This is a genomic window from Kluyvera genomosp. 2, from assembly GCF_036759865.1.
Lineage (GTDB): Bacteria > Pseudomonadota > Gammaproteobacteria > Enterobacterales > Enterobacteriaceae > Kluyvera > Kluyvera ascorbata_B.
Genome location: NZ_JAPKIA010000010.1, coordinates 122239 through 146682, shown reverse-complemented (window position 1 = coordinate 146682; position 24444 = coordinate 122239). Strand labels below are relative to the sequence as shown.

21 protein-coding genes and 1 other annotated feature are annotated in these 24444 nt (G+C 53.9%); of the genes, 15 read left to right on the top strand and 6 right to left on the bottom strand.

The window, feature by feature from the left end; translation table 11 throughout:
* Positions 1 to 3 precede the first annotated feature (3 nt).
* Genes dnaN through gyrB form a run of 3 tightly spaced genes read left to right on the top strand, consistent with a single transcriptional unit; the run spans position 4 to position 4620 of the window.
* Positions 4 to 1104: a DNA polymerase III subunit beta gene (dnaN, locus tag V6942_RS12895; protein ID WP_106930165.1), complete on the top strand. Its 1101-nt coding sequence runs from the start codon at positions 4 to 6 to the stop codon at positions 1102 to 1104.
* A complete protein-coding gene (gene recF / locus V6942_RS12890; protein ID WP_106930167.1) occupies positions 1104 to 2177 on the top strand; it encodes a DNA replication/repair protein RecF in 1074 nt (357 codons plus the stop codon). The genes dnaN and recF overlap by 1 nt, the downstream gene beginning before the upstream one ends.
* A 28-nt stretch (positions 2178 to 2205) precedes the next feature.
* Positions 2206 to 4620 carry a DNA topoisomerase (ATP-hydrolyzing) subunit B gene (gene gyrB / locus V6942_RS12885; RefSeq protein ID WP_106930169.1) on the top strand — a complete coding sequence of 805 codons (2415 nt, stop codon included), beginning with the start codon at positions 2206 to 2208 and terminating at the stop codon, positions 4618 to 4620.
* Positions 4621 to 4674: 54 nt separating this feature from the next.
* Here the strand turns inward: gyrB and V6942_RS12880 are convergent, their stop codons facing one another.
* Together V6942_RS12880 and V6942_RS12875 are read right to left on the bottom strand one after the other, a co-directional pair.
* Positions 4675 to 5967: an FAD-dependent oxidoreductase gene (locus V6942_RS12880; RefSeq protein WP_223878964.1), complete on the bottom strand. Its 1293-nt coding sequence runs from the start codon at positions 5965 to 5967 to the stop codon at positions 4675 to 4677.
* A complete protein-coding gene (locus tag V6942_RS12875; RefSeq protein ID WP_106930173.1) occupies positions 5930 to 7564 on the bottom strand; it encodes a PTS transporter subunit EIIC in 1635 nt (544 codons plus the stop codon). The genes V6942_RS12880 and V6942_RS12875 overlap by 38 nt, the downstream gene beginning before the upstream one ends.
* 273 nt (positions 7565 to 7837) lie before the next feature.
* Between V6942_RS12875 and V6942_RS12870 the strand changes: the two genes are divergently transcribed.
* The 3 genes from V6942_RS12870 (at position 7838) to V6942_RS12860 (ending at position 10491) form a co-directional block, all read left to right on the top strand.
* Positions 7838 to 8239: a YidB family protein gene (locus V6942_RS12870; RefSeq protein ID WP_106930175.1), complete on the top strand. Its 402-nt coding sequence runs from the start codon at positions 7838 to 7840 to the stop codon at positions 8237 to 8239.
* Positions 8240 to 8360: 121 nt separating this feature from the next.
* A complete protein-coding gene (yidA, locus tag V6942_RS12865; protein ID WP_106930177.1) occupies positions 8361 to 9173 on the top strand; it encodes a sugar-phosphatase in 813 nt (270 codons plus the stop codon).
* 91 nt (positions 9174 to 9264) lie between these two features.
* A complete protein-coding gene (locus V6942_RS12860) occupies positions 9265 to 10491 on the top strand; it encodes a DUF3748 domain-containing protein (RefSeq protein WP_182929753.1) in 1227 nt (408 codons plus the stop codon).
* Between the two features lies 1 nt (position 10492).
* Here V6942_RS12860 and V6942_RS12855 read toward each other — a convergent pair whose 3' ends face one another.
* Positions 10493 to 10825: a YceK/YidQ family lipoprotein gene (locus V6942_RS12855; protein ID WP_181358042.1), complete on the bottom strand. Its 333-nt coding sequence runs from the start codon at positions 10823 to 10825 to the stop codon at positions 10493 to 10495.
* A gap of 240 nt (positions 10826 to 11065) precedes the next feature.
* Positions 11066 to 11141 (top strand) — a sequence feature (ROSE (Repression Of Heat Shock gene Expression) occurs in the 5'-region of heat shock genes and acts as an RNA thermometer to modulate expression.).
* Between V6942_RS12855 and ibpA the strand changes: the two genes are divergently transcribed.
* The 3 genes from ibpA to V6942_RS12840 all read left to right on the top strand — a co-directional run bounded on the left by ibpA (position 11135) and on the right by V6942_RS12840 (position 13908).
* Positions 11135 to 11548 (top strand): small heat shock chaperone IbpA, encoded by a 414-nt coding sequence (ibpA, locus tag V6942_RS12850; protein ID WP_015343937.1) that lies wholly within the window; start codon positions 11135 to 11137, stop codon positions 11546 to 11548. Its footprint overlaps the feature before it by 7 nt.
* Positions 11549 to 11661: 113 nt before the next feature.
* Positions 11662 to 12090, top strand: coding sequence for a small heat shock chaperone IbpB (gene ibpB, locus V6942_RS12845; protein ID WP_106930181.1), 429 nt, complete (start codon positions 11662 to 11664; stop codon positions 12088 to 12090).
* Between the two features lie 156 nt (positions 12091 to 12246).
* Positions 12247 to 13908, top strand: coding sequence for a putative transporter (locus tag V6942_RS12840; protein ID WP_106930183.1), 1662 nt, complete (start codon positions 12247 to 12249; stop codon positions 13906 to 13908).
* Here V6942_RS12840 and V6942_RS12835 read toward each other — a convergent pair.
* A complete protein-coding gene (locus V6942_RS12835) occupies positions 13905 to 14615 on the bottom strand; it encodes a GntR family transcriptional regulator (RefSeq protein ID WP_106930186.1) in 711 nt (236 codons plus the stop codon). The genes V6942_RS12840 and V6942_RS12835 overlap by 4 nt on opposite strands.
* 298 nt (positions 14616 to 14913) lie before the next feature.
* On the opposite strand from V6942_RS12835, the gene V6942_RS12830 reads away from it, so the two are divergent.
* Positions 14914 to 16536, top strand: a complete 1623-nt coding sequence (locus tag V6942_RS12830) for an alpha-glucoside-specific PTS transporter subunit IIBC (RefSeq protein WP_333501326.1) — start codon at positions 14914 to 14916, stop codon at positions 16534 to 16536.
* Positions 16533 to 17855, top strand: coding sequence for a 6-phospho-alpha-glucosidase (locus V6942_RS12825; protein WP_333501325.1), 1323 nt, complete (start codon positions 16533 to 16535; stop codon positions 17853 to 17855). The genes V6942_RS12830 and V6942_RS12825 overlap by 4 nt, the downstream gene beginning before the upstream one ends.
* Before the next feature lie 37 nt (positions 17856 to 17892).
* Here V6942_RS12825 and V6942_RS12820 read toward each other — a convergent pair whose 3' ends face one another.
* On the bottom strand, positions 17893 to 19359 hold the full coding sequence (locus tag V6942_RS12820; RefSeq protein WP_182966638.1) for a sulfatase: 1467 nt from the start codon (positions 19357 to 19359) through the stop codon (positions 17893 to 17895).
* A 6-nt stretch (positions 19360 to 19365) separates the two neighbouring features.
* Positions 19366 to 20823, bottom strand: coding sequence for a sulfatase (locus V6942_RS12815; protein WP_333501324.1), 1458 nt, complete (start codon positions 20821 to 20823; stop codon positions 19366 to 19368).
* 414 nt (positions 20824 to 21237) lie between these two features.
* Here V6942_RS12815 and V6942_RS12810 point away from each other — a divergent pair, with 414 nt between their 5' ends.
* From V6942_RS12810 to V6942_RS12795, 4 genes are read left to right on the top strand one after another with little or no spacing between them, the layout of a single operon-like run.
* Positions 21238 to 22587 carry a glycoside-pentoside-hexuronide (GPH):cation symporter gene (locus tag V6942_RS12810; protein ID WP_106924816.1) on the top strand — a complete coding sequence of 450 codons (1350 nt, stop codon included), beginning with the start codon at positions 21238 to 21240 and terminating at the stop codon, positions 22585 to 22587.
* A 32-nt stretch (positions 22588 to 22619) separates the two neighbouring features.
* The gene (locus V6942_RS12805) at positions 22620 to 22967 is read left to right on the top strand and encodes a YidH family protein (RefSeq protein ID WP_106924817.1); all 348 of its coding nucleotides are present in this window, start codon (positions 22620 to 22622) and stop codon (positions 22965 to 22967) included.
* Entirely contained in the window at positions 22957 to 23319 is a 363-nt protein-coding gene (locus V6942_RS12800) for a DUF202 domain-containing protein (RefSeq protein ID WP_333501323.1), read from the top strand. Before V6942_RS12805 ends, V6942_RS12800 begins: the two co-directional genes overlap by 11 nt.
* Entirely contained in the window at positions 23316 to 24437 is a 1122-nt protein-coding gene (locus tag V6942_RS12795; RefSeq protein WP_181357966.1) for an anaerobic sulfatase maturase, read from the top strand. The genes V6942_RS12800 and V6942_RS12795 overlap by 4 nt, the downstream gene beginning before the upstream one ends.
* Positions 24438 to 24444 lie beyond the last annotated feature (7 nt).

Here is a 24444-nt window from a genome sequence, read left to right as displayed (position 1 = left end):
CCTATGAAATTTACCGTAGAACGTGAACATTTATTAAAACCGTTACAACAGGTGAGTGGCCCGTTAGGCGGGCGTCCGACATTGCCGATTCTGGGTAACCTGCTGCTGCAGGTGGCGGACGGCACGCTGTCGCTGACCGGTACCGATTTGGAAATGGAAATGGTAGCGCGCGTGGCGCTGCTGCAGGCGCATGAACCGGGCGCGACTACCGTCCCGGCGCGTAAATTCTTCGACATCTGCCGTGGCCTGCCGGAAGGCGCGGAAATCGCCGTACAGCTGGAAGGTGACCGCATGCTGGTGCGCTCCGGCCGTAGCCGTTTCTCGCTGTCTACGCTGCCTGCCGCCGATTTCCCGAATCTCGACGACTGGCAGAGTGACGTCGAGTTCACGCTGCCGCAGGCGACGATGAAACGTCTGATTGAAGCCACCCAGTTCTCGATGGCGCATCAGGACGTCCGTTATTACTTAAACGGCATGCTGTTTGAAACCGAAGGTGAAGAGCTGCGTACCGTCGCGACCGACGGTCACCGCCTGGCGGTGTGCTCAATGCCGGTTGGGCAGTCGCTGCCGAGCCATTCGGTGATCGTACCGCGTAAAGGCGTGATTGAACTGATGCGTATGCTCGACGGCGGCGATACGCCGCTGCGCGTGCAGATCGGCAGTAACAATATCCGCGCACACGTTGGCGACTTTATCTTTACTTCCAAGCTGGTTGATGGTCGTTTCCCGGATTATCGCCGCGTATTGCCGAAGAACCCGGATAAACATCTGGAAGCCGGCTGCGATATTCTCAAGCAGGCGTTTGCTCGCGCGGCGATTCTCTCCAACGAGAAATTCCGCGGCGTGCGTCTGTACGTCAGCGAAAACCAGCTGAAAATTACCGCGAATAACCCGGAACAGGAAGAAGCGGAAGAGATCCTCGACGTGACCTACGGCGGTACGGAGATGGAAATCGGCTTTAACGTGAGCTATGTGCTGGATGTGCTGAACGCGCTGAAGTGCGAAAACGTCCGTATTCTGCTGACCGACTCCGTCTCCAGCGTACAAATTGAAGATGCGGCGTCTCAGAGTGCTGCCTATGTTGTTATGCCAATGAGACTGTAATGTCGCTCTCCCGTCTGTTGATCCGCGATTTTCGCAATATCGAAAACGCGGATCTTGCCTTATCCCCCGGCTTTAACTTCCTGGTTGGTGCCAACGGCAGCGGCAAAACCAGCGTGCTGGAGGCCATCTATACGCTCGGTCACGGCCGGGCGTTTCGCAGCTTGCAGATTGGGCGCGTCATTCGCCATGAGCAGGACGCTTTCGTGCTGCACGGCCGTTTACAGGGCGCCGAGCGTGAAACGTCCATCGGTTTGACCAAAGACAAACTGGGCGACAGCAAAGTGCGTATTGACGGCACCGACGGCCATAAGGTCGCCGAGCTGGCGCTGCTGATGCCGATGCAGCTGATTACGCCCGAGGGGTTTACTTTGCTCAACGGCGGCCCCAAATACAGAAGAGCATTCCTTGATTGGGGATGCTTCCACAATGAAGCCGGATTCTTCACCGCCTGGAGTAATCTCAAGCGTTTGCTCAAGCAGCGCAACGCCGCGCTACGCCAGGTGAGCCGCTACGCGCAGCTGCGGCCGTGGGATCAGGAACTTATCCCGCTAGCCGAGCAAATCAGCCGCTGGCGGGCGGAATACAGTACCGGTATCGCTGAGGATATGGCTGATACCTGTAAACAATTTCTCCCGGAATTCTCTCTCACCTTCTCCTTCCAGCGCGGCTGGGAGAAAGAAACCGATTATGCAGAGGTGCTGGAGAGAAATTTCGAGCGCGACCGTATGCTGACCTACACGGCACACGGCCCGCACAAGGCGGACTTCCGCATTCGCGCCGACGGCGCGCCGGTGGAAGACACCTTATCGCGCGGGCAGCTAAAGCTGCTGATGTGCGCGTTACGCCTGGCGCAGGGTGAGTTTCTGACCCGCGAAAGCGGCAGACGCTGCCTGTACCTGATAGATGATTTTGCCTCGGAGCTTGATGACGCGCGGCGCGGCCTGCTGGCCAGTCGTTTAAAAGCCACGCAGTCACAGGTTTTCGTCAGCGCGATTAGCGCTGAACACGTTCTGGACATGTCCGATGAAAATTCGAAGATGTTTACCGTGGAAAAGGGTAAAATAACGGATTAACCCAAGATTAAATGAGCGAGAAACGTTGATGTCGAATTCTTATGACTCCTCCAGTATCAAAGTCCTGAAAGGGCTGGATGCGGTGCGTAAGCGCCCGGGTATGTATATCGGCGACACGGATGACGGCACCGGTCTGCACCACATGGTATTTGAGGTTGTGGATAACGCTATCGACGAAGCGCTCGCTGGTTACTGCAAAGATATCGTTGTCACCATCCACAGCGACAACTCCGTCTCCGTACAGGATGATGGCCGCGGCATCCCAACCGGTATTCACCCGGAAGAGGGCGTCTCTGCGGCGGAAGTTATCATGACCGTCCTGCACGCCGGCGGTAAATTCGATGATAACTCCTATAAAGTGTCCGGCGGTCTGCACGGCGTAGGCGTCTCCGTAGTTAACGCCCTGTCGCAGAAACTGGAGCTGGTTATCCAGCGCGATAACAAAATTCATCGTCAGATCTACGCTCACGGCGTGCCGCAGGCGCCGCTGGCCGTCACCGGTGATACCGACAAAACCGGGACGATGGTGCGTTTCTGGCCGAGCTATGAAACCTTCACCAACGTCACTGAATTTGAATACGACATTCTGGCAAAACGTCTGCGCGAGCTGTCATTCCTGAACTCCGGCGTCTCTATCCGCCTGAAAGACAAGCGCGACGGCAAAGAAGACCATTTCCACTACGAAGGCGGCATCAAGGCGTTTGTTGAGTATCTCAACAAGAACAAAACGCCGATCCACCCGAATATCTTCTACTTCTCCACCGAAAAAGACGGTATCGGCGTTGAAGTGGCGCTGCAGTGGAACGATGGCTTCCAGGAAAACATCTACTGCTTCACCAACAACATTCCGCAGCGCGATGGCGGTACCCACCTGGCGGGCTTCCGTGCGGCGATGACCCGTACCCTGAACGCCTACATGGACAAAGAAGGCTACAGCAAAAAAGCCAAAGTCAGTGCCACCGGTGACGATGCCCGTGAAGGTCTGATTGCTGTAGTGTCCGTGAAGGTGCCGGATCCGAAATTCTCCTCCCAGACCAAAGACAAGCTGGTCTCTTCTGAGGTGAAATCAGCGGTTGAACAGCAGATGAACGAACTGCTGGCCGAGTACCTGCTGGAAAACCCGTCCGACGCGAAAATCGTCGTCGGCAAGATTATCGACGCGGCGCGTGCGCGTGAAGCGGCACGTAAAGCCCGTGAAATGACCCGCCGTAAAGGCGCGCTGGACTTAGCAGGCCTGCCGGGCAAACTGGCCGACTGCCAGGAACGCGACCCGGCGCTGTCCGAACTGTACCTGGTGGAAGGGGACTCCGCGGGCGGCTCTGCGAAGCAGGGGCGTAACCGTAAGAACCAGGCGATTCTGCCGCTGAAGGGTAAAATCCTCAACGTTGAGAAAGCGCGCTTCGACAAGATGCTCTCTTCTCAGGAAGTCGCAACGCTGATTACCGCGCTGGGCTGCGGTATCGGTCGTGACGAGTACAACCCGGACAAACTGCGTTATCACAGCATCATCATCATGACCGATGCGGACGTCGACGGCTCGCACATCCGTACGCTGCTGTTGACCTTCTTCTACCGTCAGATGCCGGAAATCGTTGAACGTGGCCATGTCTATATTGCTCAGCCGCCGCTGTACAAAGTGAAAAAAGGCAAGCAGGAACAGTACATTAAAGACGACGAAGCGATGGACCAGTATCAGATCTCCATCGCCCTCGACGGCGCGACCCTGCACACCAACGCCAGTGCTCCGGCCCTGGCTGGCGAACCGCTGGAACGCCTGGTGGCCGAGTTCAACGGCACGCAGAAAATGATTAACCGCATGGAGCGTCGCTTCCCGAAAGCGCTGCTGAAAGAACTCATCTATCAGCCAACGCTGGTGGAAGCGGACCTGTCCGACGAGCAGAAAGTCACTCGCTGGGTGAACGCGCTGGTGACCGAGCTGAACGAAAAAGAGCAGCACGGCAGCCAGTGGAAGTTTGATATTCAGCACAATGCTGAACAACAGCATTTCGAGCCGATTATTCGCGTGCGTACCCACGGCGTGGATACCGACTATGTGCTGGACAGCGAGTTCGTTAACGGTGGCGAATACCGTCGTATCTTCACGCTGGGCGAGAAGCTGCGTGGCCTGGTGGAAGAAGACGCGTTCATCGAACGTGGCGAACGCCGTCAGCCGGTGACCAGCTTCGAGCAGGCGCTGGATTGGCTGGTGAAAGAGTCCCGTCGTGGTCTCGCGATTCAGCGTTATAAAGGTCTGGGCGAGATGAACCCGGATCAGCTGTGGGAAACCACCATGGACCCGGACAGCCGCCGCATGCTGCGCGTGACCGTGAAGGATGCGATTGCTGCCGACCAGCTGTTCACCACGCTGATGGGCGACGCCGTTGAACCGCGTCGTGCGTTTATCGAAGAGAACGCCCTGAAAGCGGCGAACATCGATATCTAATCACCTTATGTATGTTGCAAACGGGCGGACCGATCTCCGCCCGTTTTTTTTTGCCTAATAAAACGTGACGCCCTGTTCTTTCATATGCTGATGCAGTTGCTTTGGTGGAATATTACCGACCGGACACTCTGTCTCCACCGCCAGTGCGGCGGCCACCCCAGCGGCTTGCCCCAGAGCAAAACAGGTAGGCATAACGCGGGCGGAAGAGAGTGCAACATGGCTTGCCGAGAGGATTCTTCCCGCGACCAGCAGCCGGTCGACGCCTTGTGGCACGAGGCAGCGATAGGGAATATCGTAACCATTGATTTTTCGTTCATCACAGACCTTTTCTCCCTGCGGGCTGTGAATATCAATCTCATAATTCGTTTGCGCCACCACGTCGGGAAAGCGGCGAGCATGCAGCAGGTCGTCCTCGGTAAGGGTGTAGCGCCCGCAAATACGGTGACTTTCGCGAACGCCGGTTTCAGCGGCAATATGGGAAAGAATATAGTTTTCGAAGCCGTTACGCTGGAGATAGTTAGCGACGGAGAAGACTTGTTTTATCCCTTCGGTTTCAGCATAGCTACTGTCGGCAATGGTGGCGCCGTTGCCCTTGATCCGGGTCATATTGACGATGAGCGTACCGTCGGGTTGGAGCTCCCACAGCAGACGTCGCCCCTGCGGTAGATCGGCAACTGTTTCATAGTGGTAGCAACCTTCTGGTAATATCTGCTGCACCGGTTGACCGGTATTTTGCATCTGAAACATCAGCGTCATGGGCTGAGTCAGACCATCGGATACTCTTCCCGTTTCATAAGGTACACCGGCAGAAATAGCCAGCTCCGCATTACCGGTGCAGTCGATAAACTGAGAACCTTGAATCACTTTCACACCTTCGCGTGTTTTGACCACGACGGCGGTCACTGCGCCATGGCTCACAATCGGCGTAATGAAATCGGTATGTAGCATGAGCTGGATATTTTCGCTTTCTACCATGCGATGAAGATGGTAACGCAGCAGCAGCGGGTTAAACTGAATTTTGAGTTTCTCCGGCTGGGTGTGTTGTGCCAGAAAATCGGGTCGTATGGCGGCGATAATCTCTTTATAGATCCCCGTCAGGTTGCCAACGGTCATAAAAATACTCACGTTGCCAAGTGTTGCCATACCGCCGAGCTGCCCTGAACGTTCAATCAGGATGACGCGCGCGTGACTGCGCGCCGCCGCAATCGCTGCAGCGACCCCGGCTGGCCCTCCCCCCACAACCACAACATCTGCTGTCGCATAAACGGGGGCCTGAAGCGCTATTTGCATCATTTCATTCATTTTTTGCTTACTCCACTGATTCAACGGCGCGATCGAAAGCGTCACGATATTCCCCAACGCGCATGCCAAAAATAATATGGTATTCATCGGGGGCGGGTTGGGTGACGCCTAAGGCATCACTAATGGTCTTCATTCCGGCGGCATCAACGTGCTGCGGTGCATTAATCTTTATTCGCAGACGTGAGATACAATTATTGATTTCTTTAATATTCGCTTTGCCACCGAGTTTGCGAAGGATTTCTGCGGCAACGTCATCCGTTGATTTATTTTGCCGCAGCAGTCTGGACGAGAGAATTTCTGCCGCTTTAGTCTCATCGTTATCGGCAGTGCCTTCCCGGCCTGGGGTCAGAACGTTAAATTTTTCGATATACCATTTAAAGGTGATGAGGTAGATAAAGAACAGGGCAATACCTAATAAAACAATCGGTATCCACGTTGATTTGTGCCCCTGTAAAATACCGTTAAATAATATTTCAATCAGCGTGCTGCCGCCGAGATAAGAGGCATGGGTTGCGTCAAGAATGGCAAACGATAGGCCCTGAAGGGTGCAATCAATTAAAAATAGCGGCGGGGCAAGAAACAGATACATAAAGGTGAACGGTTCCACCACGCCCGCAAACATCGCCGCCACGGCGGCAGAGATTAAGACTGTTTTTACGCGATCGCGGTCTTTGGCCGCCAGATAAATACCCAGCAACGCGCCGGGAATACCAAAGACTTTGCCCGGCGTATCTCCCTGGCCCAACCACAACCGCGTAATCTGGTGAATATTGTCATTAAAGTCTGGCGTTGCCAGCGCCGCCATGGTGATGGCCTTTGTACCCACATAGGTCTGCCCGCTAATTTCTAACGTACCGCCGACCTGCGTGTAATGCACCAGAGAGTACCAGACGTGCTGTAGCCCGGTTGGTAGCAGCAGTTTCTCAATAAATCCGAACATAAATGAACCGAATATACCGGCTTTTGCCAGCGCCGACGCCGCATAGTAAAGCCCGCCGCCGATCCACGGCCAGATAAAGGGAACGATTAATCCAATGGTCAGGCCGGCAAGGCCGCTAAGGATCGGCGGAAGATGCCGGCCCTGGTAAAAACCGAAAATCAGCGGTAGTTTACGGGCGCTATTACGGTTGGTGATAACGGCCGATAGCGCACCGATAATGATGCCGCCCAGTACACCGGTATCAACGGTCTGAATGCCAAGCACCACGTTCTGCATCGCCTGGCGCATCGCAAGCGTCTGGGAAATTGCCAGAACGTTGCTTTGCGCGTTAATGCCGACGTCGGGTTTCAGCAGCATGCCTGAGGCGCTCAGCATCAAACCGGAAAAGACGAGCATAAAAATGTAGGCAATAAGTGCCGACAGCGCTGCCGTTTCTTTTTTACCTTTTTCTGCCATTCCGATAGCAATCGCCAGACAAAAAATAAGCGGCATATAAGCAATAATCACCATGCCTGTTTGGGTGAGTAAATTCGCCAGAAATGCGACAGGAGTGGACTGCAGTGCCGGAATATCGTTGATAAAATGTGGGTTTTTTAGCACAGCGCCAATCGAAAGGAGTAAAGCAAAACAGCTCATCACTGCGACGGCAGGAATAAACGAGCGGCCAAGAGAAGAGAAGTAATCCTGTATTTTAGCTCTCATGAATATATCCGTTATTAAAATTATGAATATTAATTGTGGTAATTATATTTATCTCTTATGTATTCTTTTCGTGAGTTTTGCGCAGGTGCTAATATTATTAGTGGAGAATAACAGCATCGGTTTAAATACAAATGGGAACGTTCCCCTTTTTCGTTCGTGATCACAATTTATATCGAATGGTTGAACCGCCATCGAAACCGCTGTAGAGCGGTATTCCTGCGGCGCATCTATACTTCAAACAGCGTTATGATTGATTGCTATGAGGAGTGAAAAATGGGGCTTTTTGATGATGTAGTCGGCTCGCTGCTTAGCGGTGATGCGGGGAAATATCAAGCAATCCTGAGTTGGGTAAATGAGCAGGGCGGCATTCAGGCGCTACTGGAGAAGCTGCAAAGCGGCGGGCTCAGTGACATTGTGTCATCCTGGATCAGTAACCAACAAAGTAACCAATCCATTAGCAGCGACCAGGTCGTCTCGGCGCTGGGCGCACCTGCGGTGTCGGATCTGGGGGAAAAGCTCGGCACCGATGCCAGCTCCGCTTCAACGATGCTGGCGGAATATTTGCCGAAAATTGTTGATGCGCTTTCCCCACAGGGTGAAGTTGACCCGCAGGCGCACAGCGACCTGCTGTCGGCCGGTATGAACCTGCTGAAGGGCGGCAAACTCTTTGGTTGAGCAGCTAACAAAAGGGGAGCATGCATAACGCGTTGTATCCCCCTTTTCGGCACCCTTTAGTGCTGTTTTTTGAGCTAAACCGAGTTAGCATGAGGACAGGCTCATTTAACCTGGGGATCTCATGGCTATTAAACTGATTGCAATCGACATGGACGGAACGTTGCTGTTGCCGGACCACACTATCTCTCCTGCGGTGAAAAACGCCCTCGCGGCGGCACGCGCAAAAGGGGTTAACGTGGTGCTGACCACCGGGCGTCCCTATGCCGGCGTGCACAGCTATCTGAAAGAGCTGGGCATGAACGAGCCGGGAGATTACTGCATTACCTATAACGGCGCGCTGGTGCAGAAAGCGGGCGACGGCAGTACGGTGGCGCAAACGGCGCTGAAGTATGAAGACTACCGCTTCCTGGAAGAACTTTCTCGCAAGGTCGGCTCCCACTTCCACGCGCTGGATCGCAACACGCTTTATACCGCTAACCGTGATATCAGCTACTACACCGTGCATGAATCCTTTGTCGCCACGATTCCGCTGGTGTTCTGCGAAGCCGAGAAGATGGACCCCTCGATTGAGTTCCTGAAGGTGATGATGATCGACGAACCGGCCATCCTCGACAAAGCGATTGCCCGTATTCCGGCGGAAGTGAAAGAAAAATACACGGTGCTGAAAAGCTCACCATACTTCCTCGAAATCCTCGATAAGCGCGTTAACAAAGGCACCGGCGTGAAGTCGCTGGCCGACGTGTTGGGCATCAAGCCAGAAGAAATTATGGCCATTGGCGACCAGGAGAACGACATCGCGATGATTGAGTTCGCCGGCGTCGGCGTGGCGATGGATAACGCTATTCCGGCGGTGAAAGAAGCGGCAAACTTTATCACCAAATCCAATCTGGAAGACGGCGTCGCCTGGGCGATAGAGAAATACGTGCTTAGCTAAGACTGCCCTCTTTAGCACTTCCGCTAAAGGCTTGTGGGATAAGCCTTTAGCGTGGTAAAACCAGGCGGTATCTTTCTATCCGGACACCGCCATGAAACAAGTCACCTTTGCGCCGCACCATCATCAGTTAACCAACACCCGTACGTGGACGCCAGACAGCCAGTGGCTGGTCTACGATGTGCGCCCGTCCGGAGCCTCGTTTACTGGTGAAACCATCGAGCGCGTGAACGTCCATAGCGGCGAGGTCGAGGTGATTTATCGGGCGAGTGCAGGCGCCCATGTTGGTGTCGTGACGGTACACCCCCGCGATGAACAATACGTCTTCATCCACGGCCCGGAAAACCCGGACGCCAACTGGCAATATGACTTCCACCATCGCCGCGGCGTGGTGGCGGCGCGCGGTGATACCCACAATCTCGATGCCATGGACATTACCGCGCCCTTCACGCCCGGCGCGCTGCGCGGCGGTAGTCACGTTCACGTCTATAGCCCCTGCGGGCAGTTCGTCAGCTTTACCTATAACGACCACGTGATGCACGAATACGATCCGGTACGTGATCAGCGCAACGTCGGCGTGGCCGTACCTTACGGCCCGGTCGCACCGCGCGGCCAGCACCCGCGCGAATACGGCGGTAGCCACTGGTGCGTGCTGGTCAGCCAGACCACCGTTGATCCACGGCCCGGTAGCGATGAGATTAACCGCGCCTATGAAGAGGGCTGGGTGGGTTCGCGAGCGCTGGCGTTTATTGGTGATACCGTCTCGCAAACCGGTGACAAAGTGCCGGAACTGTTCCTGGTTGAACTGCCGCACGACGAGCGTGGCTGGAAACAGGCCGGCGACAGACCATTGCAGGGCACGGCAACCACGCTTCCCGCGCCGCCTGCGGGCGTACGCCAACGGCGTTTAACCTTTACCCATCAGCGTGCGTTTCCCGGGTTGGTGAACGTGCCGCGCCACTGGGTACGCAGTAACCCACAGGGCACGCAAATTGCCTTCCTGATGCGTGATGATAAAGGCATCGTGCAGCTGTGGCTGATATCGCCGCAAGGCGGAGCACCGCTGCAGCTCACGCACAACGCTTCAGATATTCAGTCGGCCTTTAACTGGCACCCATCTGGAAACGGACTCGGTGTGGTCCTGGACGGGCGTATTGCCTGGTGTGACGCCACGAGCGGTGACATGATTTTTTTAACCACAGGACACGCGAATCCGCCGTCAGCGGATGCGGTGGTCTTTTCGCCCGATGGGCGATGGATTGCCTGGATGGAAGATACGGCTGGCTTCCGCCAGCTGTGGGTCACCGAGATCGGCGACTAAGTTATTGAGCGGGCATCGGGGCCGGTGGGATCACCGAATTGGTGGCCAGCGTCTCTTGCTCGCTTTTTTCAACCCGTGAACGGACCGAGCTGTCCTTACGGAAGAAGTCCCACGGAAGCAGCACGGTATCCATGACCGCCGTAAACGGCATATCCAGGGCAACCAGCGATTTGGTGGCCCAGCCGTTTTCACCGTCGCTCAGCATTTCTGCGCTGGCGCGCGTACCGGGATAGGTACCGTCTTTGCCGCCGGTGTGCGACATGACGCTGGAACATCCTACTGACAAGAGGATCCCCCCAACCAGCGTCGTTTTAATCAGCAGATTTTTCATCATGAGCTCTTCATTGTTATGAGCATAAAAAAGCTCGTCCTCCGGGTTATAGCCACCCGTTGCCAAAATAGAAAGCCCAGGCTCACCGCTCTGTGGCGGCTGTCGCAATTTAGCCTTTCGTGCTATCACCCAGTGTAAGCCTTATCGGGGAAAGTGCAAAAAAAGTCGGCCAGAAGGTCTTGAAAAAGATCTTTCCCCCCTCATTTTATAGGTGTAGCCGAAGAGAACATGCCTGCGGGGTGTTCTGGCTTCATGGCCTGTCCACGATGGAAGGTCGATAATTTCTCGCTGATTTCCAGGAGCTATTTGATTATGCGTAACTTTGACTTATCCCCGTTATACCGTTCTGCCATTGGTTTTGACCGTCTGTTCAACCTGTTAGAAAACAATCAAACACAAAGCAACGGTGGCTATCCTCCGTACAACGTTGAGCTGGTTGATGAAAACCATTATCGCATCGCGATTGCCGTGGCGGGTTTTGCGGAAAGCGAGCTGGAAATTACCGCGCAGGACAACATGCTGGTGGTAAAAGGCGCGCATGCTGCGGAACAGAAAGAACGTACCTATCTCTACCAGGGCATTGCCGAGCGCAACTTTGAACGCAAATTCCAGTTAGCGGAAAACATCCACGTTCGCGGCGCCAACCTGGTTAACGGCCTGCTGTATATCGAACTGGAACGCGTGATTCCGGAAGCGAATAAACCGCGCCGTATCGAAATTAACTAATTCTGCCGGGCCGCGCCTGCGGCCCCGTTAATCACCCGGCTTGCCGTCAGGGAGCCAGATGCGAATCCTCAGGATTTGCAGGTACTTACTCGCTTCTTAGAAGGAGAAACACAATGCGTAACTACGATTTATCCCCTCTGCTGCGTCAATGGATCGGCTTTGACAAACTGGCGAACGCGCTGCAAACCAGCAGTGAAGGCCAGAGCTTCCCGCCGTATAACATCGAAAAAAGTGACGATAACCACTACCGCATTACGCTGGCGCTGGCGGGGTTCCGTCAGGAAGATCTGGACGTGCAGCTGGAAGGCACCCGCCTGACCGTGAAGGGCACGCCGCAGCCGCAGGAGAAAGAGACCAAATGGCTGCACCAGGGGCTGGTGACCCAGGCCTTTAGCCTGAGCTTTACGCTGGCCGAAAATATGGAAGTCTCCGGAGCAACCTTCACTAACGGCCTGCTGCATATTGATTTAACCCGCAATGAGCCGGAAGCCATTGCCCCACAGCGTATCGCAATTAGCGAGCGCCCTGCGCTGAATAGCTAACCCGATTTGCCCAATTAGCCCCGAGTTATCGGGGCTTTTTTTTATCCTGTTTCCCCGCGGTAATCCGCCTATTATTGTGCGCAGTCCTGCATACAACCCGCCCTCCTTCGGCCATAATCCTCATTGTTATTAATGTTATTCACAGGGAATAAGACGATGAGTGATATAGCATTGACGGTCAGCGTGTTGGCGCTGGTGGCGGTAGTCGGGCTGTGGATCGGCAATATCAAGATTCGCGGCATTGGTTTTGGTATCGGCGGGGTGCTGTTCGGCGGCATTATCGTCGGTCACTTTGTCGATCAGGCAGGGATTACCCTGAGCAGCCCGATGCTGCATTTCATTCAGGAGTTTGGCCTGATCCTGTTCGTTTATACCATTGGTATTCAGGTCGGGCCGGGCTTTTTTGCTTCGCTGCGCGTTTCGGGGCTACGGCTGAACCTGTTCGCTATTCTGATCGTTATCCTCGGCGGTCTGGTGACCACGCTGCTGCATAAAATCTTTGCCATTCCGCTACCGGTGGTGCTTGGTATCTTCTCCGGTGCCGTCACTAACACCCCTGCGCTGGGTGCTGGTCAGCAAATACTGCGCGATCTCGGCGAACCGTTCAGCGTTGTGGACCAGATGGGCATGAGCTACGCGATGGCTTATCCGTTTGGGATTTGTGGCATTTTGCTGACCATGTGGCTGGTGCGCCTGTTTTTCCGTATTAACGTTGAGAAAGAGGCCCAGCGGTTTGATGAGCAGGCCGGCTCCGGCCATTCGCACCTCAAGACCATCAACATTCGCGTGGAAAACCCGAACCTGAACCGCATGGCGATTCAGGATGTCCCGGTGATTAACAGCGATAAAATTATCTGCTCGCGCCTCAAACGCGGTGACACGCTGATGGTACCGTCGCCGACCACGGTGATTGAAACCGGCGATTTGCTGCATCTGGTGGGGGAAGCCGCCGATTTGCACAATGCGCAGTTAGTGATTGGTAAAGAGGTAGAAACGTCGCTCTCCACGCGTGGGACGGACCTGAAAGTTGAAAGGGTTGTCGTCACCAATGAGAAGGTGTTAGGAAAGAAAATCCGCGATTTGCACTATAAACAGCGCTATGACGTGGTGATCTCTCGTCTTAACCGCGCGGGGGTAGAGCTGGTGGCCAGCAGCAATGCCAGCCTGCAGTTCGGCGATATTCTCAATCTGGTTGGCCGCCCGGCGGCGATTGACGCGGTGGCGTCGGACCTCGGTAACGCACAGCAAAAATTGCAGCAGGTGCAAATGCTGCCGGTCTTTATCGGTATTGGTCTGGGCGTGCTGCTGGGCTCGGTCCCGCTGTTTATCCCGGGATTCCCGGTTGCGCTGAAGCTGGGTCTGGCGGGCGGGCCGCTTATCATGGCGCTGATCCTCGGGCGTATTGGCAGCATCGGTAAGCTGTACTGGTTTATGCCGCCCAGCGCTAACTTGGCACTGCGCGAGCTGGGGATCGTGCTGTTTCTGTCGGTGGTGGGGCTGAAGTCTGGCGGTGATTTTGTCGAGACGCTGGTTAACGGCGAGGGGCTCAGCTGGATTGGCTACGGCATCTTTATTACCGGGATTCCGCTGCTGACGGTGGGGATTCTGGCGCGAATTTTCGCCGGGATGAACTATCTGACGCTGTGCGGCATGCTGGCTGGCTCTATGACCGATCCGCCAGCGTTGGCCTTTGCCAACAACCTGCATGCCACCAGCGGCGCGGCGGCGTTGTCCTACGCGACGGTTTATCCGCTGGTGATGTTCCTGCGTATTATCACGCCGCAGCTGCTGGCTGTGCTCTTCTGGGGGATGGGCTAGGATGTCTGGACGCGCCTCAGGTGATAATCCACCTGGTATTCACTGGCGTTACGGAACATCACCGAGTAGTTAAGAAATTCGCCGCTGTCGCTGTAAGACAAGGAGGTAATACGCAGCAGCGGCGTTTGTTCCGGTACGTTCATCGACTGCGCCAGCTGCTTGTCTGCCAGCACCGGCGTCAGGCTTTCATAGTTACCGCTGATGGTTATACCGCACTCTTTTTCGATGTAATCGAATTTTGACCCTTCAAGGTGGACCAGCGACAGGTTGCGAAACAGTTTGACTGGCATATAGCTGTCTTCCAGCATCAACGGCTTACCGTCGACATAGCGCACGCGCCGGGAAAAATAGATCCGCTCATTAATCTGAATACGCAGCTGGCTGGCAATCGCGGGCGGCGCTGGCATCATTTCGAAGATTAATACTTTACTGACCACCTCTTTTCCCTGCTTGCGCAGCACTTCAGCCAGGCCGGTCAGGTTGGTTGTTTCATGATGAATATCTTTGTGGGCAACGTAGGTGCCGCTGCCGTGTCGCCGCACGACCAGCCCCCATTCAACCAGCAGGTCGATGGCTTTGCGGATGGTCATCCGCGCCACGCCAAACTCATCCGCCAGCTTTTTCTCCCCCGGCAGCGGGCTACCGATGTTGAAATCGGAAGAGTTGAGCCGCAGACGCAGCCTTTCTGCAATAGATTTATAGATCACAAGTAGACCTCTATCGTCCGCATCTGGATGAATATTGAACCAGCGTTTCTTATTAAAAAGTAGCTTATTACATACAGCTAACGTGAATTCAAAGCACGAGGAAAAATTACGCTGATTAAGTTGTCTATTTTTATTAAAAAAATTAGACAACATTGCGTTAATTAAAACCATGAAAGCGATCACGAATCGTCGCGGCGTTGCATGTTGTTGGGCAAGCAAATTCCTATCCTCGTATCAGGCCAGAGATCAACATGAATAAGGCCACTTACCCTACGAGTTGTTATATGAGGATTCCCAAATGCTCAGTCAAATACAACGCTTTGGCGGCGCCATGTTCACCCCGGTTTTATTGTTTCCGTTTGAGGGGATTGTGGTGGGTATCGCCATTATGCTGCGCAACCCGCTGTTTGTTGGCGAAGCGCTGACCGCACCTGATAGCCTGTTTGCGCAGATTGTTCACATTATCGAAGAAGGCGGCTGGACGGTGTTCCGCAACATGCCGCTGATTTTTGCCGTCGGTTTGCCAATCGGTTTGGCAAAACAGGCGCAGGGGCGTGCGTGCCTTGCCGTTCTGGTGAGCTTCCTGACCTGGAACTACTTTATTAACGCCATGGGCATGACCTGGGGCCACTTCTTTGGCGTTGATTTCAGCGTCGATCCCACTGCCGGCAGCGGTTTAACGATGATAGCCGGTATTAAAACGCTCGATACCAGCATTATCGGGGCGATCGTGATTTCCGGCATCGTGACCGCGCTGCATAACCGCTACTTCGATAAACCGCTGCCGGTATTCCTCGGGATTTTCCAGGGATCGTCCTTTGTGGTGATTGTCGCGTTCCTGGTCATGATCCCCTGCGCATGGCTGACGCTGCTTGGCTGGCCTAAAGTCCAGATGGGTATTGAGTCGCTACAAGCCTTCCTGCGCGGCGCCGGGGCGCTGGGAGTATGGGTTTACACCTTCCTTGAACGCATCCTGATCCCAACGGGCTTACACCACTTCGTTTACGGTCCCTTTATTTTCGGCCCTGCGGCGGTAGAAGGGGGCATTCAGGTTTACTGGGCGGAGCATCTGCAGGCGTTTAGCCAGAGCACTGAGCCGCTGAAAGCGCTGTTCCCGGAAGGAGGCTTTGCGCTGCACGGTAACTCGAAAGCGTTTGGCTCTGTCGGTATCGCGCTGGCGCTGTACTTCACCGCTTCGCCGGAGAACCGTGTAAAAGTCGCTGGCCTGCTGATCCCGGCCACGCTTACGGCGATGCTGGTGGGGATTACCGAGCCGCTGGAATTCACCTTCCTGTTTATTTCCCCGCTGCTGTTCGCCATTCATGCGGTGCTGGCGGCCACCATGGCGACCGTGATGTATATCTGTGGCGTCGTCGGGAATTTCGGTGGCGGCCTGTTGGATCAGTTCCTGCCGCAGAACTGGATACCGATGTTCCATAACCATGCCGCAATGATGTTTACCCAAATCGGCATCGGCGTTTGCTTTACCGCCCTCTATTTCGTGGTGTTTCGCACGCTGATCCTGCGTTTTAACCTCAAAACGCCGGGTCGCGAAGATAGCGAAGTCAAACTCTACAGTAAGGCCGACTATCAGGCCGCACGCGGTAAAACCTCTGCCGCAGGGGCGCCAGCCGGTCAGCAGGGCCAGGCGGTCGGTATTCTCCAGGCGTTGGGCGGTACTGCCAATATCGAGAGCATCAATAACTGTGCTACCCGATTGCGCATTGCGCTGGTCGATATGGCGAAAACACAAAGCGACGACGTCTTTAAAGCACTTGGCGCACACGGCGTCGTGCGCCGCGGAAACGGTATTCAGGTGATTGTTGGCCTGCATGTCCCGCAGGTACGCGATCAGCTGGAACGCCTGATGAAAGATTCTCTACAGACCGAACATCCCACCATGACGGAGGCAGTATCATGAAAAAATTCTCAGTTGTTATCGCAGGCGGCGGCAGTACTTTTACACCCGGCATCGTGCTGATGCTGTTGGCAAACCAGGATCGTTTCCCGCTGCGGTCGCTGAAATTTTACGATAACGACGGCGCGCGTCAGGAGACAATCGCCGAAGCCTGTAAGGTTATCCTCAAAGAGCAGGCGCCGGAGATCGCGTTCAGCTACACCACTGACCCGAAGGAAGCCTTCACCGACGTGGATTTTGTGATGGCGCATATTCGCGTGGGTAAATACCCGATGCGTGAAAAAGACGAAAAAATCCCGCTGCGTCACGGGGTGCTGGGCCAGGAAACCTGCGGGCCGGGCGGAATTGCCTACGGTATGCGTTCTATCGGCGGCGTGTTGGAACTGGTGGATTACATGGAAAAATACTCGCCTGACGCCTGGATGCTGAACTACTCCAACCCGGCGGCAATCGTGGCGGAAGCCACCCGTCGCCTGCGTCCGAACGCGAAAATTCTCAACATCTGCGATATGCCGATTGGTATCGAAGGCCGGATGGCGCAGATCGTCGGCCTGAAGGACCGCAAGCAGATGCGCGTGCGCTACTACGGACTGAACCACTTTGGCTGGTGGACATCGATTGAAGACCTTGAAGGGAACGATCTGATGCCAAAACTGCGCGAACATGTGGCGAAATACGGCTATGTTCCCCCTTCTAACGACCCGCATACCGAAGCAAGCTGGAATGACACCTTCGCGAAGGCGAAAGATGTGCAGGCGCTGGATCCGGACACCATGCCGAACACTTACCTGAAATACTATCTGTTCCCGGACTACGTTGTGGCGCACTCTAACCCGGAACGTACCCGCGCTAACGAGGTGATGGATCACCGCGAGAAGAACGTTTTCAGCGCCTGCCGGGCGATTATTGCCGCCGGAAAATCATCGGCTGGCGACCTCGAAATTGATGAGCACGCGTCCTACATTGTCGATCTGGCGACGGCCATTGCCTTCAACACGCAGGAACGAATGCTGCTGATTGTGCCGAACAACGGCGCGATTCATAACTTCGACGCCGATGCGATGGTGGAGATTCCCTGTCTGGTGGGCCATAACGGGCCGGAGCCGCTGACGGTGGGCGATATTCCGAACTTCCAGAAAGGGATGATGAGCCAGCAGGTGGCGGTGGAAAAACTGGTGGTGGATGCCTGGGAACAGCGTTCTTACCATAAACTGTGGCAGGCCATTACGCTGTCGAAAACCGTGCCAAGCGCATCGGTAGCGAAGGCGATTCTGGATGATTTAATTGCGGCGAATAAGGATTATTGGCCTGAGCTGCATTGACAAAAATGCCCGCCGACTGGACATCGGCGGGCCTCATTCAGGCTAGATTCAAGCGGGTAAACTGCTCCTCCGGTGCCTGATTTTTTATCATCCAGCGCTTAATTTCAGCCGCGAATAGGGCTTCCGTTTCCGGCGCATTCAGCGGATGGAGCTGCTGATAATCCTCCTGTAAATCAAACAACAGCGTACCTTCCAGCCCCTGTGATAATTGCGGTATTTTCAGTAATGGGCAGCCTTTCGCAAACGGGAAACTTTCGGTCGGCGGCACGAATGTGGCGGTGGCCAGCAGCGCCGGCGACATGCGGTAATTCATATAGCATGGCATCAGCGTGTACTCGTTGACCGTTTGTCCATTTTTCCCGCCGTGCATATAGACATAGCGGCCGTCGGTGACGTTGACCTCTTTGCCAAAGTAGCCAAAAATCAGCGAGTTGTGAACCGGGGTATCATTATCGATGACCGGCTGTAGATCTTTACCGTCCATATCGGCAGTGGGTTCAAGATTGAAGAATTTCAGCAGCGTTGGCGCCATATCAATCATTGATGCCAACCCCTGGCGGCTCTCATTTTTATGCTGGCCGCGCGGATCCCAGATAAACAGGGGCGTATGGGCCACTTCGCAGTAGCTTGGGGGCAGGTTCTTTGCCCACCACCCGTGCTCGCCGAACATAAAGCCGTGATCGGTATTCACAATCAGCATGGTGTCATCCCATAGATTGTGTTTATCCATCACATCCAGCAGGTGATTCAGATATTTATCGCACAGTGAAAACATGGCACGCGCACGATTTTTACAGTGTTCAACCATCTCCGGGCTCTCTTCAACCTGGCGGTAGAATGGCCAGTCAAAGTGCGGCCCATCGTAGTTTTCCGGATACAGCGCCTGACATTCTGGTGAGGAGAAGTACGGCTCATGCGGGTCGAAGGCTTCCAGATGTAAAAACCAGTTATCTTCGGCGTGGTGCTTTTCTAAAAACTCTTCAGCCAGCGAGAAAACCTGCGGCGTACACATTTTTTCTTCGCTATCCATATAGGAACGGTTAATGAAATCACGCTTCTCAAGATCTTTACGCCAGCCTGACAGCGACGGGTCGTAGTTATCGGGAAAGACCGGGTCGATAATCGCCGCTTTGTACTCGTCGACCTCCTGCCCGCGAACAAACTCCGCCGAGGCGTAGCGGTTGTGGTAAGTAGCGCCACCATCCTGCCAGTAGTGGTAGTGATCGGTAATTAAATGGCTATAAATACCGTTATTTTTCAGTATTTCCGGCAGTGAATCGTCGAACGGTTCAATCGGCCCCCAGGCCCGATGCAGAAAGTTATAGCGACCGGTGTGCAGATCGCGGCGAGCGGGCATACAGGGCATTGAGCCAATCCACGATTGGTCGAAGCGCAGGCTATGTTCCGCCAGACGCTGAAAACCCGGGGTCTGCACATCGGTCGCGCCGTAGGGCGACAGCATGCGGCGGCAGAGGGAATCAAACATAACCATGATGGCTTTCATACGGTCTTACCTCCGCTCCGGTTTTTTCAGCCCTAAGCGTTCGTATTGTTCCTCCGGCGCATCGTTCTCGGCCATCAGCCGGGTGATTTCTTTTTGCAACCGGGCGACGACTTCGGGATTATGCTGAGGCGTTGACTGGCGCGGATCGTCAGTTACGTTAAACAGTACGCTCTGCCAGTTATGTTCCAGCGGTACCATGCCGAGGCCAATATCAGCGATTTTCATCAGGCGACAGCCTTTGGTGAAACTAAAGGACTCCACAAGCTCCGTTTGCTGCAACTCCTGCGGCGTGAACGGGTGACGCATATGCGTTGGCATCAGCGTGTAGTGATTCAGCGGGCGGTTCGCTTTGGTTGGGGCGTGCGTATAAACCCAGGTGCCGTCGGTGCAGCTGACCTGCGCGCCATAGACGCCAAAGAGCGCGGTTTCTCGTACCGCGACATCATTAGCGATAGTCTCTTTCAGCGCTTTCCCCTGCATGTCCTGCGGGATAGAAAGATTAAAGTAATCCAGCAGCGTGGGGGCTAAATCGATGGTCTGTACTAGCTGTTGGCTTCGGCCCGTTTTCTTACTGCGCGGATCGTAGATAAATAAAGGCGTATGCGAGACTTCTTCATAGAAATTGGCATCGTTGGCTTTGGCCCACCAGTCGTGCTCACCCAGTAAATAACCGTGATCGGTATTAATAATCAGTAAGGTGTCTTCCCACAAATTGTATTTATCCATCATGTCGAGTACGCGGCCAATACCGACGTCGCACATATTTAATAGGCCACGATATTCTTCACGAAGATTATTTTTCCACGGGAGTTCTGCATCCGTAACCTGCGCATAATGAGGCCAGTCGAATTCCGGCCCAGCGATTTTTTCTTTCTGTCGTCGATGGAAAAAGGGTTCGTGTGGATCGAATGTTTCAATTTGCAAAAACCAGTTATCCTCAGCGTGGAATTTTTCGATAAATTTCATTCCCAGATCAAATGTTTTTTCGATGGGGAATTTATCCTGTTGAAGTATTTTTTCCCGGTTTGCCTGGTCTTGCGACATCATTTGTCCAAGGTGCGGTGGAAACTCGCGTTTTTTAATATTGGGTTCCCAGTGGTCACCTTCCTGACCGCGCACGATTTCCCACGATGCATAGCGATTATGGTAAGTACAGCCACCGTCCTCCCAATAATGATAATGGTCGCTGATGAGATGACTGTGTACGCCATTATTTTTCATGATCTCAAAGCAGGAGTCATCGAAAGGTTCCAGCGGGCCCCAGCTACGGTGCAGAAAGTTGTAGCGCCCGGTATGCAGCTCGCGCCTGGCGGGCATACAGGGCAGGCTTCCTACGTAGCTTTTGTCGAAAACCATGCAGTTGTTTGCCAGACGGGTAAAATTCGGCGTGTCGCTGCGGCTGGAATTATATGGCCCGAGGTAATGTCTGTTTAATGAATCATACATAACCATAATGGCTTTCATGATATCTCCTGATGATATTGTTATTTATGTGAAACTAATCGTTGTAATGGTTATTTGTATTAGAGAACGATCACAAATAAGAGTAATCATAAATGGCTTGTGGAAAATCGTAACTCGAACGGGAAGGGAATAGGGTACTGCGTTACTTGCTAATAATGTTGGGTTTGTGAAGAGTGCTGGATTTCATTTGAAGCGAGAGATTGTGTAATATCTTTCTGAGGGACGTTTTTGTTTCGCTGGAGATATATATTTTCTGAATAATAATAATATCAAATCCATGAATGCATTAGAAATATATGGGAGTGGCTTCACAAATAAAAATAAACATAACCAGCTAATTAAAAATCATAATAACGACATCAGAAATGCTATCTCTACTATGTCACCACTTTAATTCACAACACAGGAAGTGGTATGAGCGATAACACACTCTCTTTAAAAGAAAAAATAGGTTATAGCCTTGGCGATGCGGCAAGCCATATCGTCTTTGACAACGTCATGCTATATCTCATGTTTTTTTATACCGATATCGCGGGTTTACCTGCGGCCTTTGTTGGCACCATGTTTTTAGTCACCCGTATCCTGGATGCAATCTCCGATCCGTGTATGGGGCTGCTTGCCGACCGCACGCGGTCACGCTGGGGGAAATTCCGCCCCTGGATCCTCTGGGCCGCTATTCCCTTTGGCATCAGCTGCTACTTTACCTATACCGTACCAGACCTGTCTCTTGGCGGAAAAATGGTCTATGCCACAGTGACTTATATTGTACTCACGCTGCTTTATACGATAGTGAACATTCCCTATTGCGCGCTCGGTGCGGTGATTACTAACGATCCGCAGCAGCGTATTTCCATGCAGTCATGGCGCTTTGTGCTGGCTACGGCTGGCGGCATGTTGTCTACAGCGCTGATGATGAAAATGGTGGAGTGGATTGGCGGGGACGATAAAGCTTATGGTTTTCAGATGAGTATCGCCATTCTGGCCGTGCTGGCGATCGTGATGTTTTTTATCTGTTTTGCGACAACGAAGGAGCGAGTCGTTGCGCCGCCAACCAGTGATGGCTTTAAAGGGATGCTCAGCGACCTGAAAGATATCTGGCAGAACAGCCAATGGCGCGTGGTGGGCTATTTAACGGTCTTCGCGATTATTGGGACTTCGGTGCGCGGCGGCGCGATGATGTATTACGTCACGTGGATTATGGAGTCGCCTAAGCTATTTTCTCTATTTCTGACGACTTACTGCGTCGGTAATATTATCGGCAGTGCGATAGCCAAACCGCTTACCGGTCACTTCTGCAAAGTGAAGGTGTTTATTAGCTGTAACGTGGCGCTGACGTTACTGAGTTTTTGTATGTTCTTTGCCCCGATGGATACCGTCACGTTGATGTTTTGCCTGATCTTTATCATCGGTGTTCTGCACCAGGTGATGACGCCGATCAAGTGGGTAATGATGGCGGATACCGTTGACTATGGCGAAGCCTGCAATGGCAAACGTCTGACCGGAATCAGCTTTGCGGGAACCCTGTTTGTGCTGAAAATGGGGCTAGCCGTTGGCGGGGCGGTTATCGGTTGGATGCTGGCGGCCGGGGGCTATCAGGCGGGGGCCACGTCGCAGTCTGCTGCGACGCTGACCACCATCACGCTGCTGTTTACCGTGGCACCGGGTATTTGCTATTTACTGTGCGCGGTAACGGCAAAAGCGTTCTATAAACTAGACAGCGAAGCGATGGTGCGCGTTAATGCCACTCTCAAAAGCAGAGCATAATCAGCTGAGATAAAGATACAAAAGGAGCCGTCATGAAAATTTCCCGCCTCGGAGAAGCGCCTGATTACCGTTTCTCACTGGCCAACGAGCGTACGTTTCTGGCCTGGATTCGCACGTCGCTGGGCTTTCTGGCGGCGGGAGTCGGGCTCGATCAGCTGGCGCCAGACTTCGCGACCCCGGCTATCCGCGAAGCGCTGGCGCTGCTGTTGTGCCTGTTTGCCGGCGGGCTGGCTATCTACGGCTACCTGCGCTGGTTGCGTAACGAAAAGGCGATGCGGCTGAAGGAAGATTTACCCTATACCCGCAGTCTGCTGGTGATAAGCCTCATGCTTACCTTCGTGGCGGCGGTGGTGATGCTGCTGGTGCTGTATGCCGGATAGTCGCAAAGCCCGGCGTCAGGCTGACCCGGGCTTGCAGCCTGAGCGCACGTCGCTGGCATGGTTTCGCACCCTGCTCGGCTATGGCGCGCTGATGGCGTTAGCGCTTAAACACAACTGGCATCAGGCGGGTATGCTGTTCTGGGTATCGCTTGGCGTGCTGGCGATTGTCGCCGTTATCCTGTGGCAATATACCCGCAACCGTAACGTGATGGATGTAACGCAGGATGATTTTGCGCAATCGCGCGCGGTGCGTGACAAATTCTTGATCTCCCTCGCGGTGTTATCCCTCGCAATATTGTTTGCTATTACCCACATTCGCCAACTTATTATTTTTCTAAGGGATTTTACATGACAGGATGTCAGGTGATGGCCAAACCGGCCAGCTCTCGCTGTAACCTCAACTGCCGCTACTGCTTTTACCTCGAAAAACCCGAACAGCCGATGATGGATGAGGCCACGCTGGAGCGCTTTGTCAGCCAACACATTGCGGCGCAGCCTGGGCCAGAAGTCACTTTTGCCTGGCAGGGCGGGGAGCCAACGCTGTGCGGGCTGGCGTTTTTCCAGCGCGCGCTGGCGCTGCAAAAGCAGTACGCTAACGGCAAACAGATCCACAATGCCTTCCAGACCAACGGTCTGCTGCTCAATGACAGCTGGTGTCGCTTCTTTAGGGAGAACGGCTGGCTGGTCGGGATCTCACTGGACGGTCCGGCCGATCTCCACGATACCTATCGTGTTAACCGCAGCGGTAAGCCGAGCCACCACAAAGTGATGAAAGCCATTGAGATGCTCTCTCAACACGGCGTCGAATTTAATCTGCTGGTGGTGGTCAATCGTCTGAATAGCCAGCAGCCTCAACGTCTCTATCGTTACCTGCGCGGTCTCGGCACCGCCTTTTTACAGTTTATTCCGCTGGTTGAGCGCGATGAGCATGGCAAGCTCAGCGCGGAGTCGGTTACCGCCGATGCGTGGGGCGCATTCCTGACGGGCGTGTTTAACCAGTGGGTCCATGAAGATATTGGCCGTGTTTATATACAGCTGTTTGATTCAACATTAGGCGTCTGGAGCGGCCATCGGTCGCAGATGTGCGCGTTCAGCGAAACCTGCGGTCACGCTTTTGCGCTGGAGGCCAACGGCGATCTCTACCAGTGCGATCACTTCGTTTACCCCGAGTTTTATCTGGGAAACATCCATCAGCAGACGTTACAGGCGCTGAATGCTACGCCGCAAGCCGCCGCCTTCAGCCAGCAAAAACAGCGTGGGCTAACAGACGCGTGCCGCCAGTGCACCGTGCTGCCGTTCTGCCAGGGCGATTGCCCAAAGCACCGAAACGCCGATGGAAAAAGCGCACTGTGTGAGGGCTATCGCCAGTTCTTTACCCACAGCGCGCCGTATATGAAAGCGATGCGCGATCTCCTGAAACAACGCCGCTCACCGGTGGAATTAATGGTGATGTTAAATCAGAGCCGATAAGCTTTCT

Bases quoted from the DNA above. Each gene is read 5' to 3' on its own strand.
- dnaN (WP_106930165.1), top strand. From the start codon at position 4: ATGAAATTTACCGTAGAACGTGAACATTTATTAAAACCGTTACAACAG.
- recF (WP_106930167.1), top strand. From the start codon at position 1,104: ATGTCGCTCTCCCGTCTGTTGATCCGCGATTTTCGCAATATCGAAAAC.
- gyrB (WP_106930169.1), top strand. From the start codon at position 2,206: ATGTCGAATTCTTATGACTCCTCCAGTATCAAAGTCCTGAAAGGGCTG.
- V6942_RS12875 (WP_106930173.1), bottom strand. From the start codon at position 7,564: ATGAGAGCTAAAATACAGGATTACTTCTCTTCTCTTGGCCGCTCGTTT.
- V6942_RS12870 (WP_106930175.1), top strand. From the start codon at position 7,838: ATGGGGCTTTTTGATGATGTAGTCGGCTCGCTGCTTAGCGGTGATGCG.
- yidA (WP_106930177.1), top strand. From the start codon at position 8,361: ATGGCTATTAAACTGATTGCAATCGACATGGACGGAACGTTGCTGTTG.
- V6942_RS12860 (WP_182929753.1), top strand. From the start codon at position 9,265: ATGAAACAAGTCACCTTTGCGCCGCACCATCATCAGTTAACCAACACC.
- V6942_RS12855 (WP_181358042.1), bottom strand. From the start codon at position 10,825: ATGATGAAAAATCTGCTGATTAAAACGACGCTGGTTGGGGGGATCCTC.
- ibpA (WP_015343937.1), top strand. From the start codon at position 11,135: ATGCGTAACTTTGACTTATCCCCGTTATACCGTTCTGCCATTGGTTTT.
- ibpB (WP_106930181.1), top strand. From the start codon at position 11,662: ATGCGTAACTACGATTTATCCCCTCTGCTGCGTCAATGGATCGGCTTT.
- V6942_RS12840 (WP_106930183.1), top strand. From the start codon at position 12,247: ATGAGTGATATAGCATTGACGGTCAGCGTGTTGGCGCTGGTGGCGGTA.
- V6942_RS12830 (WP_333501326.1), top strand. From the start codon at position 14,914: ATGCTCAGTCAAATACAACGCTTTGGCGGCGCCATGTTCACCCCGGTT.
- V6942_RS12825 (WP_333501325.1), top strand. From the start codon at position 16,533: ATGAAAAAATTCTCAGTTGTTATCGCAGGCGGCGGCAGTACTTTTACA.
- V6942_RS12820 (WP_182966638.1), bottom strand. From the start codon at position 19,359: ATGAAAGCCATCATGGTTATGTTTGATTCCCTCTGCCGCCGCATGCTG.
- V6942_RS12815 (WP_333501324.1), bottom strand. From the start codon at position 20,823: ATGAAAGCCATTATGGTTATGTATGATTCATTAAACAGACATTACCTC.
- V6942_RS12810 (WP_106924816.1), top strand. From the start codon at position 21,238: ATGAGCGATAACACACTCTCTTTAAAAGAAAAAATAGGTTATAGCCTT.
- V6942_RS12805 (WP_106924817.1), top strand. From the start codon at position 22,620: ATGAAAATTTCCCGCCTCGGAGAAGCGCCTGATTACCGTTTCTCACTG.
- V6942_RS12800 (WP_333501323.1), top strand. From the start codon at position 22,957: ATGCCGGATAGTCGCAAAGCCCGGCGTCAGGCTGACCCGGGCTTGCAG.
- V6942_RS12795 (WP_181357966.1), top strand. From the start codon at position 23,316: ATGACAGGATGTCAGGTGATGGCCAAACCGGCCAGCTCTCGCTGTAAC.